Origin of the sequence: Pseudomonas sichuanensis, from assembly GCF_003231305.1 — a bacterium.
GTDB classification, from domain to species: domain Bacteria; phylum Pseudomonadota; class Gammaproteobacteria; order Pseudomonadales; family Pseudomonadaceae; genus Aquipseudomonas; species Aquipseudomonas sichuanensis.
The window spans coordinates 1-20,145 of sequence record NZ_QKVM01000076.1 but is presented as its reverse complement, the minus strand read 5'-3'; the positions used below and the strand labels follow the sequence as shown (position 1 = coordinate 20,145).

The following is a 20,145-nucleotide window of genomic DNA, read 5'->3' as shown; positions in this document are numbered from 1 at the left end:
ATTGGCCTTCTGGAGCTTGCCAATCACATCGAGCTTATCTGCTGGAAGCAAGTTTCCGCGCGCCTGGTCGATGCCTAGGCTCCTACCAATGGCCTCAGCGGTATGCTCGTTGTCGCCAGACAGCATCGCAGTCTTGATGCCGAGTTGGTGGAGAGCCTCGATGGCCTTTTGGCTCGAAGGTTTGATAGTGTCGGCCACTCCGAAAATGGCAAGCACACGTTGTGTGTCGAGCAGCGCAACTACCGTTTTACCCTCACGCTCCAGCGCATCCATGGCGCCGGTAAGGATGGGTGTGGTCAAGCTCAGCTCACTGACAAGGCGGTAATTGCCCAGGTAGTAGAGGTGACCGCCAATGACACCCTGGATGCCTCGCCCTGGCAGCGCCTCGAACTGCTCGACATCGGCCAACTGGTCCAGCGAATCCGACGCTGCTTTGGCGATTGCCTGGGAAACCGGGTGGTCGGAGCGGACCGCCAGGCTGGCCGCGATCAGTTCAGGGGAAACGTCAGCGACTTCACCCCACAGACGGTAATCTGTTTGTACGGGTTTGCCATGTGTCAGTGTCCCGGTCTTATCGAAGGCAATGAAACTGAGCTTGGCGCCAAGCTCTAGGTAGATACCGCCTTTGACGAGAATCCCCTTCCGCGTCGCGGCAGTCAGCCCGCTGACGATGGTTACCGGCGTTGAAATGACCAACGCGCAAGGACAAGCGACCACCAACAGAACGAGCGCACGGTAGATCCATTCGGTCCAGACGCCAGCCATGAACAGTGGTGGGACGACCGCAATGGCAACCGCGAAAAAGAACACTGCCGGTGTATAGATTCGGGCAAAACGATCCACGAATCGCTGAGTCGGCGCCCGCGAGTTCTGTGCCTCCTCGACCGCGTGGATAATCCGCGCCAATGTCGTATCGCTGGCCTTGGCCGTCACGCGGTACTCGACCGAGCCAGACTCGTTGACCGTGCCCGCATACACGGGGTCACCCACAGTCTTGTCCACGGGCAAGCTCTCACCGGTGATCGGAGCCTGATTGACCGCCGAACTCCCCGAGATCACCTCACCATCCAGGCCTATGCGCTCGCCTGGGCGCACGCGCACAATAGCCCACAGCTCAACACCTTTGACCTCGACCTCCCGCCAACTGCCATCGTGCTGCTGCACTGTGGCGCGGTCAGGCGTCAGATCAATCAGGCCTTTGATTGCATTGCGTGCGCGATCCAGGGATCTCGCCTCAACCCGCTCGGCCAGCGTGAACAGCACCATGACCATCGCCGCTTCCGGCCATTGGCCAATGAGCGCCGCACCCGTGACAGCAATGCTCATCAGCGCATTGATGTTCAGGTTCAGGTTACGCAGCGAAATCCAACCCTTCTTGTAGGTGGACGGACCTCCCAACGCGATGGCCAACAAGGCCATAAGGGCCACCACCCACTCAGGTGCGGCGGCGGTGAAGTGCAGCACTTCCGAGAACACTGCGGCGATCCCGGCCAATCCAATGGTCCACCAGCGGCTTACGTGGGCATTGGGCGCTACAACCTTGGCTGCCGAGTCGCTGCCCTGCCCAGACGAAGCCGCCGGCACGGCTTGCATGCCCAGTGCATGAATGGCGGCCACGATCTGGCTACTGTCAGCCAGCTCGTGCCAGACACCCATCGTCCTGTTCATCATGTTGAATTCCAGGGCATGAATGCCGGTGACCTTCTTCAGTTTCGCTTCGATCATGGTCTGCTCGGTTGGGCAGCACATTTGGGCGATGCTGAATCTTTCGAACTGACCGCGCCGCTCTCCCGTGGGCGCACGCGATTCATCAACCTTCACATTAGCGCTGGCATGGACGAACAGCGGAGTAGAAGCGTTCGCGGCAGTTGCTGGCTCCGCCAGTGCATACAGCGTGGAGGACGATGCGGCTCGTGCAACCGGAGACGAAGCGCAACAGCCTGTCGCACAGCTCTCGACCGAGGACTGCTCAGTCTCAACCTTGCACGCCTCCCCTGAGGTGCAGCATGCATCAGCTTGTTCTTCCTGCTTGTCCGGTGCAGGGCTACCTACCGGCTCGGCTAACTTGTAAAGGCCAGACTCCTGGGCAGACAGCTTCGGCGAATTCCCCTGGCAGCAGGATGAGGATTGAGCATTCACATCAGCCGCTGCCGCTGGGTCGAACACTTCGACAGCGCCTTTGGTGTTGGAGGGTTTGTCACCGCAGCAGCTTTTCATAGGCAGTTCCTGAGCATCGATGGACATCAGTAAACACCCTATAGCGACTATAGGGACAAGGGGCATCGTTGACAGTTAGGTCACGCTCAGCGTGACTGGCTGATCTCGCTACGGATCAGGTCGTACAGCGGTTGCGCACCAAATGACAGCAGCGGCTTGCCATTCACGAAGAATGTCGGCGTGCCTTTGACCCCCAGTGTTTTGGCATCCTGAGTGTCTCGCTCGATGGCTGCGATGATGTCCGGCGACATCATGTGCGAGCGCGCTTTGTCGACGTCCAATCCGGCCAAGGCAGCGGCTTCCCACGCAGCCGCAGCCGTGGCGTCGTCATGCCATTGCGGCCGAGATTCCAGGACGGCTTCCAGCACAGGCGCAAATACACCCTGCTTGCGCGCAGCCTCCAGTAAGCGAATGGCCTCCTCAGAGCCAACGTGCAAGCGCACATAGCGCAGGACCAGCCTGACGTCCTCGGGGTGTTTGGCCATCATCTGTTTGACGATCGGATAGAACGCCCGGCAGCTTTCACATGATGGGTCGAAGAACTCCACAATGGTGACTGGAGCCTTGGCGGGCCCGAAACTGGGTGCATTGAAACGCAGCAGCGCGCTGGTGGATTGCACCGGCACGGCCACCTCCGGTGCGGGCTCTTTACCTTTGTAGATGAATGCAGCCGCCAGGAAACCCGCGATGGCAAGGAGGCTGATGATGATGACCGCAGTGCGTCTGCTCATGGTTTGGCGTTCCGACGAAGAAGCAAGAGAAGAATGATCAGGAGGGTGAATGCAGCCAGCGAGAGTGAGGGCAAGGGCAGTACGCCCATCATCGTCATGTCCACTCCTGAGCATGAAGGACCTGTGCCGCAGGGCTTGATGGCTTCCGGGATGACGGCGAAGTACAAAAGGTTGTGATACAGGGCTGCAAGCCAACCCGCGGCTGCGAGTGGTACGGCATAGCGCCAGATGTCCGAATCACACCGTACCGTCGCGACGGCAAGCATGATGGCCAGCGGGAACATGAACGCTCGTTGATACCAGCACAACACGCAGGGCTCCTGCCCCATAACTTCACCCACGAACAGCACTACCAGCGTCGAAACGAGTGCCAGCAACCAAGCCGTGAACAGCAGCCCGGCGTCGCTCGGTAACGTTTTTGATGTTGCATCCATAGAGAGAAGCCCGGTCGAGTTCTGAGGCGGAATCGACAATCAACACTGTCGAGGGTCTGAGTATAAGCATCAGGGTTCTAGCGGCTATAAGGTCAACCCTGGTGCTCTGTGCGTATCACTGACTTGCCCGGGCCTCCCAGTACGCCTGGAGTTGGCAGTTGAGTAAGCAGACTACGATCAGAACCGCGAGCAATGCCGAAGGCAGCGGCCCTATGGTTTCGCCGGCATGTCGAACCCAGCGGATGTTACCCTCTGCTGGGCCAATGTCCGGCTGCAAATACACCAGCAGATCGAAGAGGCCAGCGTGCCTGCTGCTGCCGCTGAGAGTAGCCCCCGATAAAGGGCGCTCTGGCCGTGGCGATACAGCGCTGTCGACGCCAGCCACAGGATTGGCACGAGCAGCATCAACTGAACAAGACAAATCACCCCAGGCGCTTGAGCCAACACCACTTCCTGCCCCCAGAGCATCACATTCAGCGCCAACGCGAGAAACCAAGCGGCCACAAGCAGCCCTCGCGGCAAACGTGTCGCCCCACTACTCACAAGGACATAGATCCGCGCCGTACTTCATGCAGTTCGCTCCCTCAAGTCGGTTCGCGTAGACTCAGGGTTATAGCAACTATAAGGTCAAGCTCCATGAGCGAAACAACGTTGAGCATCGGTGAACTGGCCAAGGCGACGCAGACGAAGGCCGTGACCATCCGTTACTACGAGCAGCTCGGGCTGCTGCCGCCAAGTGGCCGCACCGCCGCGGGCTACCGGATCTACGGGGAAGCTGAGCGTGACAGGCTGCTGTTTGTGCGCCGCAGCCGTGGCCTGGGTTTCACCCTCGATGATGTCCGTGAGCTTCTGGGGTTCGCTGACCACCGCGAAGCGTCCTGTGCGGCCGTGGACGCGAAGGTCGCCCAACAATTGAGTCAGGTGAAAAGCCGCATACGCGACCTGAAAGCCCTTGAGGCTGAATTGCAGCGGCTGCTGGGATGTTGCAAAGGCGGTGTGATCGAAGAGTGTCGCATCATCGAGTCGCTGACCCGGCACGACTGCTGACTCTTGTTCAGCAACGGAAGCGCAGGCTGGCTCGGGTGCCTTGCGGTTCGAGGTTGAGCAACGTCGCCTCGCCGCCAAAATGCTCCATCACCTGGCTGACCATGAACAGGCCGATGCCCAGGCCACCCTGCTTGGTGGTGTAGAACGATTTGAACGCGGATATCTCCTGCTGACGGGAAATCCCGGGGCCGGTGTCGTCAATCAACAGAAGTGCTTCGGCGGTGCCTGAGCGCTTTAGCGACAAGCGCAATTCTCCGCCCTCTGGCATCGCCTCGATCGCATTGGCCAGCACACTGTTGAGGACCTGTCCCAGCAACAAGGTGTGACTGATCACCTCGACCTTACCGCTGATCGCCAGCGTAGTGCGAATCCGCGATTGCTGAAGCTGTGCCTCGAAACTGCTCACCGCCTCACGGGTGATGGCCACCAGGTCCACGGATTCTGCCTCGCCGCGCAGCGACCGCAGGTATTGCAGCAGATCATTCACCCACCCCGACATCCGGTCGACCTGCGCAATGATATCCGCGATGTTTCCAACGGCTGGCTGACTTGGCATGACCTGTGCCAGTTCCGCACTGCTGCGGATGCTTGCCAATGGGTTGCGCAGACTGTGTGCGACTGCGGTGGACATCTCCACCAAGCCGGCATACGTCTTGTTTGCCACCAACTGGTCCTGCTGCTCGGTCAGCAGTCGCGCCGCTCGCCACACGATCCAGAACAGACCGAAGTAGATTGCCATCCCACCCAGTGCTGTTGCGGCCCAGATCAGCCTGCGACCGCGCTCCAACCGCTCGAAGAGATCGACTGGCTCCTTGTAGATCTCGACCATCGCCAAGACCTTGCCTTGATCATCCAGCAAGGGAATGTAGTTCTCGACGAAGAACATTTTCGGTGACCGAGTGAACTGTTGCTCTGGTTTGCCAGGCTCGACTTCGTCGTACCGGGCACTGACTCGCCCCCTGAGCGAAAAGCGCTATCCAGCACGCTATCGTGTTCAAGCTTGCGGCCCACCAATTGAGGGTTGGTGGACCAGATGACCTCTTTGTCCGGCGAGAAGATGGTGGCCAACAGAAGGTCTGGAAGGTTGGACAGGTGATCGAGAAACTCTAATCGCGCCCGCTGACGATTCTCTGCGGTGCCCCGCGTGAGCATGCCGTAACGCACAGCGGACAAGACGTCACCCATCTTCATCCCCGTCAGGTCATGGTGACGAATTTCACCAACGGCGATCGACTGGATGAATTGAGCCGAAAGCAACGCATCGCGTTCCAAGCTTTCATTGACCAGAAAGCGCGTTGAAAACCCGGCAAGGCCGAGAGCCACCGCGCCGATGATGATGAAACTGGTCAGCGAGAAACGCAGCATCAGGTTGAGCGGTTCAGAACGCTCAGGAGGCCTCGCCCGAAATTGCCAGGTGCGCATCCGTCCAGAAAACAATCCCATCACGCCTCCTGGTCCTCGGCAGGTCCTTAGCAGGTGCCGGCCGAGAAAGTTGCTAATTCACCTCCCCTATACATGGGGAAAAGAATGGGCTTACCCAGTATTGGGGGATATCTCCATCGCAGCATTACTGCAATCTTCACGTTCTGGCTAAGAAAGCTGTTCACCGGTCATAGAAACCTTCAATTTTCGCACTCTGCGAAGCAACGTAAAAGCAGGCGCACTGAGGATCAGCAAATCCGATGCCAGAAGAGGACTCGCCGGAATATGGAGAAGATTTAGCCAAGCCCCCGCTCCAAGTCTTCCGGTCTAAGTAAAATCAACTTGATCTCCGCAACGAGATGGCTGTTACGGCTTTGGAAGTGGTTGATCATCTTCCATCGGCAGCTGGTACCACTCTCGCCCATGCTGTCTGACCGCGATGGCAAGCTAGGCAACGTCATTTTCCTGAATCTCTGCGGCAAACATATCAGTGACAAGCGCCATCGTTCCGGGCCTACCCCCTTGGTTTTAACCAAGACCGCTGGTTTAGATACCCGGACGGATCGTAAAAATCAGCATGCCCGGATAGCCTGGCGGCGCGATGTCATCGGACAGGGATGCGCCAGCTCAGGGACTGTTCACCAAGCTGGGCACCAGCAGCGATAAAAAGCGCCGTTCTCTATGTCGACAGGGACATTTTTATAATGAAAATTAGGTGCCTTTAGGGTAGGCCAACAGACGTAAGGCGTTGAATACTACCAACAGTGTTGAGCCCTCATGGATCGCAACAGCAGCGCCAATGCTCAAACCCATGATGGTTGACGGAACGAGGATGGCCACAATCCCCAAGCTGACGAACAGGTTCTGGCGAATGATCGATCGCGTGTGACGGCTCAGCCCCACCGCAAAGGGGAGTTGCCTGATGTCGTCAGCCATAAGCGCGATATCAGCCGTTTCCAGAGCCACATCGGATCCCGCAGCTCCCATTGCGATGCCCACGCTTGAGTTGGCCATGGCAGGGGCATCATTCACGCCGTCACCCACCATAGCTACACTGGAGCTAAGGCGGAGATTCTTGATGGCTTTGACCTTGTCCTCCGGCATCAGGTCTCCCCAAGCCTCATCCAAGCCAACTTGTCTGGCTACAGCTTCCGCAACGCGGTTGTGGTCACCAGAAATCATGACCATACGGCCGATGCCCATCTCTCTGAGTTTTTGGAGTGCCTCTTTGGCTCCCTCTCGGGAGGTATCCAGTAACCCGATAGCGCCCAGATCCTTGTCGGCGCGACGTACCACCATGGTAGTGCGGCCCGACTGACGCAGACGCTCTGCAGCCTCCAAGGCTGCTTTGCTCAGTGCGGGAACACCATCAGTACCGAACATCTCGACCTTGCCAATCCAGACGAACTGCCCATCAAGCTCAGCACGCACGCCGCGACCAATCATGTTGGTCATGTTCTTGGCTTGGAATCGGCGCCATGTGCCAATCATCTCTTCACCGTCACGCACAATTGCCGCAGCCAGCGGGTGGTCGCTCATCGACTCCACTGCGATGGCGACGTTTAGTAAATCCTCAATCTGCGTACCGCCTACGGGTATTACATCGGTGATACGTGGGCGCCCTTCGGTCAGGGTACCGGTCTTGTCGAATGCCATGGCATTCAAGGAGCCAAGCTCTTCAAGCGGCGCACCGCCCTTGATCAGTACCCCACCACGAGCTGCCCTGGCGATGCCCGATAGAATGGCGCTTGGTGTTGCGATCGCAAGCGCGCAGGGGCTGGCTGCAACCAGTACGGCCATCGCCCGGTAGAACGAGTCACGGAACGGCTCGTCAAGGAAAATGCCGGCAAAGATCAACCCTACCACTAGCAGCAAAACTAACGGGACGAATACGCGTTGAAAGCGGTCCGTGAATCGCTGGGTCGGTGACTTCCTGACCTCCGCTTCACTGACCATCTTGATGACCCGCGCCAGAGTACTTTCAGTGGAGCGCCGTGTTACCTCAACTTCGATGAGCGTTTCGCCATTGATGGTACCGGCGAAGACTTTGGAGGCTGCGTCCACTGCATCTGGCTTGCTCCGTGCGAGTTCAGCATCAACTACAGGCTGCTTGTCAACGGGGACGCTCTCACCGGTCACCGGCGCCTGGTTAATGCTTGAGGAGCCTACAACCACAAAGCCATCGGCAGGCAGGCGGTCATTGGGACGCACGATGACAACGTCACCGGGAACGAGAAGCTCCACCGGCATTTCCTGCGTTCCGTTTGTTCTGCGTACGATAGCGGTGGCCGGTGCGAGCTTGGACAGAGCCTCAATCGCTTTCTTCGCCCGCCCCATCGCGTAGCTTTCAAGGGAATGCCCCAAACTGAACAGGAACAGCAGCAGAGCCCCCTCCGCCCAGGCGCCAATGCTCGCGGCACCGGCTGCGGCGAGAAGCATTAGCGAATCGATGTCAAAGCGTTTCTGGCGGATATTGCTGATCGCTTCCTTGGTGGTGAACCATCCACCGAAAACGTAGGCCGACACGTACAAAACCAGCTGTAGTCGATCAATTAGGTCGAGTTTTCCTGCGAGGGCTCCGGCCCCCAGGAGAGCACCACAGATCAGCGCGAAAATCAGCTCGGTGTTCATGCCAAAAATGCCGCCATGCTCATGGCTATGACCTTCATGCCCGGCTTGATCATCAGGGCGTTCAATCAAACTCTTCATAACTCGTCCCTTCTGGGGTCAAGGCTTCCAATTGCCCTCTGCAGTTGGGAGCCGTCGCTATTAATTAGCTAACATCTAATGCACGGTTTGCCCGGGCCCAGGCGTTAACATTCCGAACCTATGGTGGTATCGGGCGTAATAAAAAATGCCAGGCGCTGCCTGGCATTTATGAATGCTCTAGTTGTTCTGTTCAACTTGCTTACTACTTGTTGTTGATACATTGCGAATACATCGAGTAACGAACGGTCTTGAGCGTGCCCTGGGAGTCCTCGAAGGTCATCAACCGTGGGTAGACTTGGCAAGTACGGGGGTCCTGCGACTGACGCACGAACTTAGCAACGTCTATCTTCATACCATATTTGTAATCCTGAATCTCTGGCATTGGCTTGCCATTCTTCTCTGCGTACGTAGCCACTGCGGTCTGGTGTTCCTTGGTGTATTGCAGCTGCTTGCTCTCGGAGAAAGTGTTGGCCTGCGAAGCCATCGAGAAAACAACAAGTGCAGCAGCGATAATTATCTTTTTCATAAAACCCTCTCAATTTCAAATCTTCTCGGGCATAACCTTAGCAATGCATAGGCATCACCGGCATGACGAGAAACTTACAATTTTGAAAGGTAAGTGCATCTACTTCACTTTAAACAAAAAAGCCCACAACACGTGTTGTGGGCTTCTCTCTAGCGGAGGCTGTTAGCTAACCACTTCGGCCTCCTCGCCGTCTTCATCCTTACGGTGTGCCCAGTGATACAGGGCAGGCAGTACGAGCAAGGTCAGTGCGGTGGAGGACAGGATCCCACCAATCACCACTGTCGCCAATGGCCGCTGAACTTCTGCACCGGTACCGGTGGCCAAAGCCATCGGGATGAAGCCCAGGGACGCTACCAAAGCTGTCATCAGAACAGGTCGCAAACGGGTCAATGCGCCTTCATCGACTGCCTGCCTGAGCGTCCGCCCCTCCTCTCTTAGCCCGCGGATGAAGGCAATCATCACCAGGCCGTTCAGTACTGCAACGCCGGACAGTGCGATGAAGCCGACACCTGCCGAGATCGACAGAGGGATGTCCCGCAGCCACAGCGCCACAACACCACCAGTGAGTGCGAATGGAATACCAGTGAAGACCAGCATGCCGTCCTTCAGGTTGTTGAACATCAGGAACAACAAGGTCATGACCAACAGCAAGGCGACTGGAACAACGATCTGCAGACGCTTGGCTGCCGACTGCAGCTGCTCGAACTGGCCACCCCAAGTGGTCCAGTAGCCGGCGGGAATTTGCACCTTAGTATCCAGCGAGGCTGCTGCTTCCTCAACGAAGGATCCCAGGTCGCGGCCTCGAACGTTTGCACTAACGATCACTAGACGTTTGCCGTTCTCGCGGCTGATCTGGTTCGGTCCCAGTTGCAGGTCTAGATTCGCAACCTGCGACAGCGGGATGAAGCCGATCTGATTGGCGCCCTGGGCCGCATTGGCAGGTACCGGGATCAGCAGGCTAGACATACCCGCCACGTCGGTGCGAACGGTCTCAGGCAGGCGTACCACCATGTCGAAGCGCCGATCGCCTTCATACAGCGTACCGGCCTGACGGCCACCCACCGCGATAGCGATCGAGTTCTGAACATCCGCGATATTTAGGCCGTAGCGCGCAGCTTTTTCACGGTCAATATTGATGGTTAGGACCGGCAGACCGGATGTCTGTTCAACTTTCACTTCCGACGAGCCCGGGACCGCTCTGAGCACTGCTGCGATCTTGTTGGCAGTATTGTTGAGCACGTCCATATCATCGCCGAAGACCTTCACAGCGACGTCACTACGCACACCCGAAATCAGTTCGTTGAAACGCAGCTGGATTGGTTGGGACAACTCATAGTTACTCCCTGGAATACCTTCAGCGGCTTTCTGCACTTCAGCGATTAGCTCATCACGTGACTTCTTGGGGTCCGGCCACTGGTCCTGCGGCTTGAGCATGATGTAGGCGTCGGAAGCGTTAGGCGGCATTGGGTCAGAAGCGATTTCTGCAGTACCCGACCGAGCGAACATCCGCTCTACCTCGGGAACCTGCGCCATCACCGCTTTCTCCAAGCGCTGTTGCATCTCTACGGACTGAGTGAGGCTCGTTCCAGGCACACGCATCGCCTGCATCGCGAAATCGCCCTCACTGAGGCTTGGGATGAACTCGCTACCCATCCGACTTGCCAGTACACCGCTGAGCACGACCAAGGCTACTGCGGCCGAGAAAGCGATGTTCCGATGTCCCAGCACCCATTGCAGAACTGGCTCATAGCGCTGTCGAGCTGTGCGCATGACCACGCCTTCCTCTTCCTTTACCTTGCCAGTGACGAACATGGCAATAGCTGCAGGAACAAAGGTAACGGACAGGATCATTGCTCCCAGCAGCGCCATCACGACGGTAAAGGCCATCGGGTGGAACATTTTACCTTCGACGCCGGTGAGGGCGAAGATCGGCAGGTACACCACCATAATGATTAGCTGACCGAAGATCAGCGGCCGGCGAGCTTCTCGCGCCGCAGCAAAGACCTCATGGAAGCGTTCGGTTTTGGTGAGCATGCGGCCATGCTTATGCTGCGCATGAGCCAGTCGTCGGATCGCGTTTTCTACGATCACCACAGCACCGTCGACGATGATGCCGAAGTCGAGTGCCCCCAAACTCATTAGGTTGGCACTGACCTTGTTGTTGAACATGCCTGTGAAGGTGAACAGCATGGACAGCGGGATCACCATCGCGGTGATCAGTGCAGCACGGATGTTGCCGAGGAACAGGAACAGAATGGCAATTACCAGAATCGCACCTTCCACCAGGTTCTTCTTCACCGTAGCGATGGCTTTTTCAACCAGATTGGTGCGGTCGTAAACGGTCACGGCCACCACGCCCTTTGGCAGGGTGCGGTTGATGTCCGCCAGTTTGGCGGCGACAGCTTGAGATACGGTACGGCTGTTTTCACCAATCAGCATGAACACAGTACCGAGCACGACTTCGCGGCCGTTCTCAGTAGCAGCACCTGTTCGGAGCTCTTTGCCGATGCTGACGTCAGCAACGCTGCTGATGCGAATCGGTGCACCATCCACGCTGGTGATCACGATGTTGGCGATGTCTTCGATGCTGCTTACCTGACCTGGCGCACGGATGAGCAACTGCTCACCATTACGCTCGATGTAGCCGGCGCCGACGTTGGCGTTGTTACTTTCCAACGCTGCGACCAGGTCATTGAGGGTCAGCTTGTAGGTAGCCAGGCGCTTTGGATCCGGCGCAACCAGGAACTGCTTGGCGTAGCCGCCGATGGTGTTGATCTCCGCTACACCCGGCACATTGCGCAGCTGAGGCTTGATGATCCAGTCCTGGATCACGCGCAGGTCGGTCGGGGTGTACGGTGTACCGTCCTCTTTGACCGCGCCATCTTCGGCTTCAACGGTCCACAGGAAGATCTCGCCGAGGCCGGTAGATACCGGACCCATGACGGCTTCTACACCGTCTGGCAGCTGTTCCTTCGCAACCTGCAGCCGCTCGTTGATTAACTGGCGGGCAAAGAAGATGTCAGTGCCATCCTTGAAGATCACGGTGACCTGAGACAGGCCAGAGCGAGACAGGGAACGGGTCTGCTGAAGGCCCGGGAGACCGGCCATGGCCGTTTCAACAGGAAACGTGATCCGTTGTTCGGTTTCCAAAGGCGAATAACCAGGCGCTGCAGTGTTAATCTGCACCTGAACGTTGGTGATATCGGGTACCGCATCGATGGGCAGCTTTTGATAGCTGTAGATACCGATACCCGCCATGATCAGAACAGCGATCATTACTACGATGCGCTGCTCGATGGCGAATCTGATGATACGTTCAAACATGAGAAATCATCCTGTCAGTTCGCATCAGTGACCGTGTTCGGCAGAAGCTTTGCCGAGCTCAGACTTGAGTGTGAAGCTGCCACTGGTTGCTACCTGGGCGCCGGCTTCAATACCGTCGATGATTTCCACGTACCCATTGTCGCGACGACCCAGTTTTACCGGGCGGGTGTCAAAACCTTCTGGGGTTCGTACGAATACCGAGGGTTTGTCTTCAACGGTCTGCACTGCGTGCTCAGGGACCGCTACGGCAACTCGATCAGTCTGGGAAGTGACCGCAATGTTCACGAACAGGCCTGGACGCCAGGCACCGTTGGGGTTGGTCAAGGTGACGCGGACAGTAGCTGCACGGTTTTGCTCGCCCAGCAGGCTGCCGACATAACCCACCTTCCCTTCGACCTCGACGTTCATATCAGGCGAAGAGACTTTCACCGCACGACCAGTCGTGACCTTGCCCAGATCTGTAGGTGGGACGGCGAAGGTTGCCCAGACCTGGTTCAGGTCGGAAAGGATGAAGGCGTTGGTCGCCTCGCTAACGACTTCGCCAACGGTCAGGTGTTTCTCCACTACCACGGCGTCGAAGGGAGCTCGGAGTTCGTAACGATTACCGCCAACGGAGTTAACCGAGGCACCGATCGCGCCGACCTTCTGCTTGGCGTTGGCCAAGGAGATCTCCGCTTCTTGCAGCGCTTGGCGTGCTTGGAGGTAGTCTTGCTCAGCAGAGATCTTGTCCTGCCACAGCTGTTTCTCACGCTCAAAGGTCACACGCGCCAGTTCGACGCGACGCTGTGCGGCCTGTTGTTCACTGCGCAGGTCAGAGATCTGCTGGCTGGCGATTACAGCGAGGACCTGACCCTTTTTGACCGTCTCACCCAGGTCCGCCTGCACCGCTTCAACAACGCCAGGGACACGAGGAACGACGTGGGCAGTGCGGTCTTCGTCGAAGCGGATCTCGCCCGGGAAGCTCACGACAGTACCGAGATCACGAGGCGCTGCAGCTTCCAGGGCAACACCGGCTGCCTTGATCTGTTCAGCGCTGAGCGTCAGCTTGCCCTCTTCTTCACCACCCTCTTCGCTGTGGCCCTCTTCTCCATGACCCTCATCACCCTCCTCTATGGCGGCAGATGCGGCTTTCTTTTCGTCGCCATGACCGTCGTTAGCACCGTGCTCGGCGGTACTAGCGGCCTGCTGCTCGGAACTGTTGTTCCAGGCAAGGCTGCCAAATCCGAGGGCTGCCACAGCGGCTACCGCGAGGGCGATCTTGCGTTTATTATCCATTGCTACTCCTGCTGATCGTTGGCACCGGCTTGTTCAAGGCTGGGTGCCGAAGAAAATGTTTGGCCCGTTCAGCGAGCGCCGGCAGTTGAGCCGACTTCGCCATAAACCCTTTCCACCTGCGCACGCGCATTGGTCGCCGCTGCCAACGATTCGAGGTATTGGCCACGAGCGACGATCAAGGTGCGCTGGGCATCCAGCACTTCGATGAAGCCGAATTTGCCCATCTCGAAGCCGCGGGTTGCGGTCTCTACGGCTTGTTGGGCTGACGGCAGAATGGTCTTGTCGTAGGACTCGACCTCCTGCATTGCGGTGGACCACTGGTTCAACGCGGTTTGGGTTTCGGTGCGCAGGCGCAGCTCCACAGCATTGCGCTGGTCTCGGGCCTGATCGGCACGTCGAGAAGCGGAAAGAATGTTGCCTTGGTTACGATCAAACAGCGGCAGAGGCATAGACAGGCCCACAGTGTTGACCCGCTCGCGCACAGAGCGGTCGTACTGGCTGCCTACGCTGACAGTAAGATTCGGGATACGCTGAGCTTTCTCTGAACCGAGCGAGGCATCGCTCTTGTCGATCTGCACCACGGCCTGGCGCATTTCTGCGGTCTGATCGAGCTTTGCCAGCAGCTCTTCAGTCTGCGGTGGCAACCCCGGGGAGAGGGTTGGCGATTCGAGTCGATCAAAGACCGTGACCGAGCTCCCGGTAATTTGCGCGAGCTGCTGGTAAGCGGTCGTCTTTTCCGTTTCGGCACGTCGAACTTGAAGCTTGGCTTCGGCCAGTTGCACCTGGGCGCGGGTGGCCTCTACTGGGGACGATTTACCTGCGCGAACACGGCCATCGACGATGCGGAGGCCGCGCTCAGTCAGTTCGAGAGATTGTTTGGCCAGGTCAAGGCCTGTCTGGGCCCGCAACGCGGCGTAGAAGGCCTGTACGACGTCTGCACGCAGACCGTTCACGCGACGGTCCAACTCCAGCTGTGCGGCGGTCTGCCCGTAAGTGGCGACGTCGACACGAGCTCCTCGCTTACCCCCCAGCTCCAGGGTCTGGCTAAGCGACACGGTCGTCGTGCTGGTGTTACGACGGGTGTCTTCTACGTCGTACGAAATAGTGGGGTTGGGGATAAGCCCGGCCTGCTTGCGAGCACCATCAGCGATTCCAATCTCTTGCCTGGCCGCGGCCAGGTCAGGGTTGGCATCCATGGCCGTCGAAAGCGCCTGGGGCAAGCTGATGCTTTGAGCAAGTGCTTCTGGGGCCATCAACCCGGCCATGACCGCGCAAAGGGCGGCGATCTTCCAAGGAGTGACGGAGGTCTTAGATAAGACATTGCGGTTATACCGGGGCACTTTGATGGTCCTCGTGCACAAACTTCGATAAAGCTTGGCGAGAACGCCGAAACAGCTGCCAAGCCCCACTTGATTAGGTGATGGCACTCTAATGAGCGGTAGCTATCAGAGGGGTGGCTAGAAAATTACAATTTCGTAAGAAATCTCTGTAATGCCCGTAAATACTGGGAAAACCAACCCGGCACTATGATTTCGTTACAAGCAACGGAGATGGCAAACACGCGGTGTAGAAGCGCCAAATAGCTGGCAGATGACGAAATTGTAATTATCCTATCACCCTCCCGTTATCTTCGGCCTGCAAATATGAGCTCGCGCTACGCTAGGCGCACCGCCGGGTCAGAACAATTAACGACACCCGCGCAGGTAAACATAATAAAAACTGCCGTGAATCAAAGGAGCATCGGATGAAAATCAAAGTACCACTGTACCTGGCGGCAGTTTCTGCGCTGTCTGGAAGCTACGCTATTTCGGCACAAGCTGAAGACAAGCCCGAAGGCTTCATTGAAGGCAGCAGCCTTACAGTGCTGAACCGTAACTTCTACTTCAACCGTGATAACCGCGACAGCACCGCCCCCACTTACAACAGTGGCAAGGGCAATACCAACGGCTACTCCGAAGCCTGGGCGCACGCGATCATCAGCAAATTCAACTCTGGGTTTACCCAGGGTACCGTTGGCTTCGGCGTTGATGCCTTCGCCATGATCGGCCTTAAGCTCGACACCGGTGATGGTCGCAACGGCGGCCGTAGCTCCTTCGACGTGCTACCTGTTGATAACAAGGGCGAAGCTCGCGACGAATACACCAAGGTAGGCGGCGCAGCCAAGGTCCGCTTGTTCGATACCATCGTGAAAGTGGGTGATGTGTTCCCATCGACACCGGTGGTTGCATCCGGCGACTCTCGCCTGCTGCCTGAAAGCTTCCGCGGTGTGACCGTTGAGAACACCAGCATCCAGGGCCTCACCCTTCAGGGTGGTCGACTGCACGCCATGAGCCAGCCAGTCTCCAGTGACCTGAACGACAACTTCGTGACCTTCTACGGCGGCCCGGTCAACTCGCCATGGATCGGTTACGGTGGTGGTGACTACTCGGTCAACGACAACTGGACTGTGAGCGTCTATGCCAGCCAGCTGAAAGACGTCTGGAATCAGTACTACGCCGGCACCAGCGTGGTTTACCCGCTGAGCGACGATCTGGCGCTGATCGGTGGCTTCAACTACTACAAAGCCGTAGATGAAGGTAAGAAGCGCCTGGGTGAATTTGACAACAACATCTGGAGTGCCAAGGTCGGCGTGCGTTACGGTGCCCACACCCTGGCCCTATCGCACCAGCGCAACAACGGAGACGACGATTTCGACTACCTACGTCAGTCGGACTCGATTTTCGTCGACAACTCCATCCAGTACAGCGACTTCAACTCGCCGAAAGAGCGTTCCTGGATGCTGCGCTATGACCTGAACTTCACCAGCTACGGCATTCCAGGCCTGACGTTCATGACCCGCTACGCCAGAGGCTCGGGCGCGGATTACTCGAACGCTAACCAGTTCTACATGCGCACTGACGACAACGGCAACCCGCTCGACAATCAGAAGCGTTGGGAACGTGACGTCGAAGTCAAATACGTTGTCCAAACCGGTCCGGCAAAAGATCTGTCCTTCCGGTTGCGCCAGGCAACAACGCGTGCCACTGCATTCGAATCTGATCTGGATGAAACTCGTGTAATCATCGAGTACCCGCTTTCGATTCTGTAATTCGCTAGCCGGACCAGTTATTCATTAGCTGGTCCTATTAGCACAACGAGCATTACGAATTCACCTTGAGAGGCTTAAGTGCTCCTTTGGTAAAAGGTGAATATTTGGCGCCCATTGGGCGCCTTTTTTTTGCCTAGAATTCAAGTAAGCGTTCGATTGTACGCATCGCATGTCGGTGAAGTTCATGACTACACCAATGACCAGTCTCCTCGATGTGAGCGACCTCGCCGTCATCTGAGCGGAACGAAGCCAGCACAAAGAAGAAAATAACCCAATACTTCATAAGGTCAAATCACCTGCTGGAGAGAGGGCCCGCAACTGTCAAACCCAAACCGCGACAAGATATACCGCTAGACTATCAACTGTATTACCTAGAAATTACAAATCCGTCATTTGAGCCCCGACGCGCTCATTTTGATTTACCATCCCTTTCAATAATGCCGGCGCGCGTGCGCGGTTAATTGCTCAGTGATATCGAGACAAAATCCCATGCGAATTCTGGTAATTGAGGATGAAGTAAAAACTGCGGAGTATGTGCGTCAAGGTCTGACGGAATGTGGCTATGTCGTAGATTGCGTCCACACCGGGTCAGATGGATTATTCTTGGCCAAGCAGCACGAATACGAGCTGATTATTCTCGATATAAACCTTCCAGAGATGGACGGTTGGCAGGTTCTTGAGTTGTTGCGGCGTAAAAATTGCCCTTCCCGCATCATGATGCTGACGGCGAGAAGCCGGCTGGCGGATAAGGTCCGGGGGCTGGAGAACGGCGCAGACGACTACCTGATCAAGCCATTTGAGTTCCCTGAGCTTCTGGCCCGGGTTCGCGCCTTGATGCGCAGGTCAGATCACCCCGCATCCGTAGAAGTCATTCGCGTCTCTGACCTAGAGCTTGATCAGAGCCGACACAGGGCATTCAGGGACGGTCAGCGCATAGACCTGACCACGAAAGAATTCGCGTTACTGCATTACCTGATGCGTAATACCGGTGTGGTGCTGAGCCGTACGCAAATTATCTCGCAGGTTTGGGATATGAATTTCGACTGCGACACAAACGTTGTAGAGGTGTCGATTCGAAGACTCAGAGCCAAGATAGATGACCCTTTCGAGACCAAGCTGATACATACGCTTCGGGGCGTAGGGTATGTGCTCGAAAAGCGATAATTGCCAAGATCTCTCGTACCGAAAATCAGTTATATACTCCCGTCGCTTGCGAGCTTGAGCTTTCTGTCTACGATCCGCGGCGCTGATTCCTCACCCAACAAATGAGGTAGGCTGTACATGAGGTATAGCATTTATTATCAGCAGGTTTCGCAAGGTCAATCGCATGCCAGGATTGATGCCTGTCCAACTGAAATTATCTTCAACAGCGACCATGGCTTAGCACTTATTCCGTGCGTCGGTGATGTTATCAATCTCCCCTCTACGGCGGTCAAAGGAGGGGTATGCGGCGTCGTTAGATCAAGGATTTTCAATTATCTACGAGGCCCAGAAGATCTGTACTGCCACGTCAATATTCTTGTTGAAGAGGCGGGCATTGGGCGGACGGATCATCGACCCCAGTCGATGCGGTGATCTGGTGTACCGGATTCAAGCCGGCGCTGGGGCACTTGGTGCGTCTTGGTGTAGTCACTGAAGGCGGTCGCGTCGAAGTTACAGGTACACGTGCGGTGAATGAGCCTGGCCTTTGGCTGGTGGGTTATGGCGAGTGGACAGGTTCTGCCTCGGCGACCTTGATTGGAGTGACCCGTACAGCCCGTAGCACCGCTGCTGAGATTGAGCAGTTTTTGGTGAAGGTGGAGACCTGAGTTCCCCTATTTCCAATGTGAATATCCGGAAATCCGGAGGCGCCTTGTTTGGATAGGCGGTCATGTACGGCCCAACTCCCGAGCATTGCTCGGGAGTTGCCTAAGGCGATCAGTCCTGTAGGGGTACCTTTCGCTGATAGCCCATGGGCGTAAGCGATCTACTCTTTTTGGATATCAACAATCGTCGCCGCGCTGCCCTCCATCCGGAAATCAAACGCTACTTTGTCTCCCACCTTCAATTGTTCGAGCTGCTGCGCAGAAGCTTTGAAGCCCATGGTCATGGCTGGCCATTTCAATGCCGGCACCGGTCCATGTGCCAGGGTCACTTTACCGCCCAAGGCGTCAATAGCCTTTACCGTACCTTCAGCGTGAGCAGCAGGTGCTGATGGGGCTTCCTTCATATCCATTCCGTCCATGTTCATTCCGACCATGGAGTCTTGGGCTTGCGCGCCTGATGCGAAGGCAACGAACAGTGCAACATTGAGGTAGAGCTTTTTCATTGGATGTCTCCTGGTTTGGAATCATGGGTTACTGCAAGTTCGCGGCGCCGTATTAGCCAATACGCTGCGGGAATCACAAAGAGAGAGAGCAACGGCGCCGTCAGCATGCCGCCTACCATCGGTACGGCGATGCGACTCATCACTTCGCTGCCTGTCCCGCTGCTCCAGAGAATGGGTAACAAGCCTGCAACGATAACTGCCACTGTCATCGCCTTCGGCCGGATGCGCTGCACCGCGCCCTCGCGAATGGCTTCCAGAAGTGCAACTTGCGTGCGCTCGCTATTGGCTTGCCGTTCAGACCAAGCGTTGTTCAGGTAGATCAGCATGATCACTCCGAATTCCGCCGCGACCCCGGCCAGGGCAATGAAGCCAACACCGGTGGCCACCGACAGATTGAAACCCATCAGGTACAGCAACCACACGCCACCGGTGAGGGCGAAAGGCAGGGTGCCCATAATCAGCAGCGCTTCGCCGAGGCGGCCAAAGGTCAGGTAGAGCAGGACGAAGATGATTGCTAGGGTCGCCGGCACCACCCAGGCCAACCGTGCGTTGGCGCGCTCCAGATACTCGAACTGCCCTGAATAGCTCAGACTCACTCCTGGATCGAGCTTCACATCGCTATCAACTGCCTGACGCAAGTCAGCGACCACAGACGACAGGTCACGGCCCCGCACGTCGATGTACACCCAGCCAGAGGGTCGGGCGTTTTCGCTCTTAAGCATCGGCGGGCCTTCAGCGATTCGCACATTTGCCACGGTACCGAGGGTGATCTGGCCCCCTTGTTCGGTGTAGATCGGTAGCTGACGCAGGGCGTCGACTGAGTCGCGCCATTCGCGGGGATAGCGCACGCTGATCGGGTAACGCGCCAACCCTTCGACCGTCTCACCGATGGTTTCGCCACCAATGGCGCCGGCGACAATGGCCTGCACGTCGGCGATGTTCAAACCGTAACGGGCAGCAGCCTGGCGGTCGATGTCGAGATCGACGTATCTCCCTCCGGTCAAACGCTCGGCAAGGGCTGAAGTCACGCCAGGTACAGACTTCGCTACCCGTTCGATAGCCAA

15 protein-coding genes and 1 pseudogene are annotated in these 20,145 nt (G+C 57.0%); 4 read left to right on the top strand and 12 right to left on the bottom strand.

The features are described 5' to 3' along the window. The 3 genes from DM373_RS26690 to DM373_RS26680 form a co-directional block, all read right to left on the bottom strand. On the bottom strand, nucleotides 1–1,725 hold a 1,725-nt coding region (locus DM373_RS26690; protein WP_482822405.1), incomplete at its 3' end, for a heavy metal translocating P-type ATPase. A 578-nt stretch (nucleotides 1,726–2,303) separates the two neighbouring features. Then, a complete protein-coding gene (locus DM373_RS26685; RefSeq protein WP_110996377.1) occupies nucleotides 2,304–2,948 on the bottom strand; it encodes a DsbA family protein in 645 nt (214 codons plus the stop codon). Then, on the bottom strand, nucleotides 2,945–3,382 hold the full coding sequence (locus DM373_RS26680) for a disulfide bond formation protein B (RefSeq protein ID WP_059183349.1): 438 nt from the start codon (nucleotides 3,380–3,382) through the stop codon (nucleotides 2,945–2,947). The genes DM373_RS26685 and DM373_RS26680 overlap by 4 nt, the downstream gene beginning before the upstream one ends. A 636-nt stretch (nucleotides 3,383–4,018) precedes the next feature. Here DM373_RS26680 and DM373_RS26675 point away from each other — a divergent pair. Next, nucleotides 4,019–4,429, top strand: a complete 411-nt coding sequence (locus DM373_RS26675) for a MerR family transcriptional regulator (RefSeq protein ID WP_059183350.1) — start codon at nucleotides 4,019–4,021, stop codon at nucleotides 4,427–4,429. A gap of 7 nt (nucleotides 4,430–4,436) precedes the next feature. Here DM373_RS26675 and DM373_RS29380 read toward each other — a convergent pair whose 3' ends face one another. The 7 genes from DM373_RS29380 to DM373_RS26645 form a co-directional block, all read right to left on the bottom strand. Next, a complete protein-coding gene (locus DM373_RS29380; protein ID WP_229609829.1) occupies nucleotides 4,437–5,060 on the bottom strand; it encodes a sensor histidine kinase in 624 nt (207 codons plus the stop codon). Between the two features lie 134 nt (nucleotides 5,061–5,194). Next, nucleotides 5,195–5,872, bottom strand: coding sequence for a hypothetical protein (locus DM373_RS29375; RefSeq protein ID WP_060494134.1), 678 nt, complete (start codon nucleotides 5,870–5,872; stop codon nucleotides 5,195–5,197). A gap of 690 nt (nucleotides 5,873–6,562) precedes the next feature. After that, on the bottom strand, nucleotides 6,563–8,560 hold the full coding sequence (locus tag DM373_RS26665; RefSeq protein WP_110996376.1) for a heavy metal translocating P-type ATPase: 1,998 nt from the start codon (nucleotides 8,558–8,560) through the stop codon (nucleotides 6,563–6,565). A 202-nt stretch (nucleotides 8,561–8,762) separates the two neighbouring features. Beyond that, nucleotides 8,763–9,086, bottom strand: a complete 324-nt coding sequence (locus tag DM373_RS26660; RefSeq protein ID WP_059183353.1) for a DUF2790 domain-containing protein — start codon at nucleotides 9,084–9,086, stop codon at nucleotides 8,763–8,765. Nucleotides 9,087–9,248: 162 nt separating this feature from the next. Then, entirely contained in the window at nucleotides 9,249–12,410 is a 3,162-nt protein-coding gene (locus DM373_RS26655) for a CusA/CzcA family heavy metal efflux RND transporter (RefSeq protein WP_059183354.1), read from the bottom strand. Between the two features lie 24 nt (nucleotides 12,411–12,434). Further along, nucleotides 12,435–13,685, bottom strand: coding sequence for an efflux RND transporter periplasmic adaptor subunit (locus DM373_RS26650; RefSeq protein ID WP_059183355.1), 1,251 nt, complete (start codon nucleotides 13,683–13,685; stop codon nucleotides 12,435–12,437). Nucleotides 13,686–13,753: 68 nt separating this feature from the next. Continuing rightward, nucleotides 13,754–15,025, bottom strand: a complete 1,272-nt coding sequence (locus DM373_RS26645; protein ID WP_139139817.1) for a TolC family protein — start codon at nucleotides 15,023–15,025, stop codon at nucleotides 13,754–13,756. 404 nt (nucleotides 15,026–15,429) lie between these two features. Between DM373_RS26645 and DM373_RS26640 the strand changes: the two genes are divergently transcribed. The 3 genes and pseudogenes from DM373_RS26640 to DM373_RS29370 form a co-directional block, all read left to right on the top strand. Then, nucleotides 15,430–16,773, top strand: a complete 1,344-nt coding sequence (locus DM373_RS26640) for an OprD family porin (RefSeq protein ID WP_059183356.1) — start codon at nucleotides 15,430–15,432, stop codon at nucleotides 16,771–16,773. A gap of 489 nt (nucleotides 16,774–17,262) precedes the next feature. Beyond that, nucleotides 17,263–17,937 carry a heavy metal response regulator transcription factor gene (locus tag DM373_RS26635; RefSeq protein WP_110996375.1) on the top strand — a complete coding sequence of 225 codons (675 nt, stop codon included), beginning with the start codon at nucleotides 17,263–17,265 and terminating at the stop codon, nucleotides 17,935–17,937. Nucleotides 17,938–18,302: 365 nt separating this feature from the next. Next, nucleotides 18,303–18,581: pseudogene (locus DM373_RS29370) on the top strand (pyridine nucleotide-disulfide oxidoreductase); the annotation flags it as partial. Between the two features lie 158 nt (nucleotides 18,582–18,739). On the opposite strand, the gene DM373_RS26620 reads toward DM373_RS29370, so the two are convergent. Then, nucleotides 18,740–19,081, bottom strand: coding sequence for a copper-binding protein (locus tag DM373_RS26620; protein ID WP_059183357.1), 342 nt, complete (start codon nucleotides 19,079–19,081; stop codon nucleotides 18,740–18,742). Beyond that, nucleotides 19,078–20,145, bottom strand: a 1,068-nt coding sequence (locus DM373_RS26615) for an efflux RND transporter permease subunit (RefSeq protein ID WP_167409874.1), incomplete at its 5' end; no start/stop codon positions are given. The genes DM373_RS26615 and DM373_RS26620, both read right to left, overlap by 4 nt.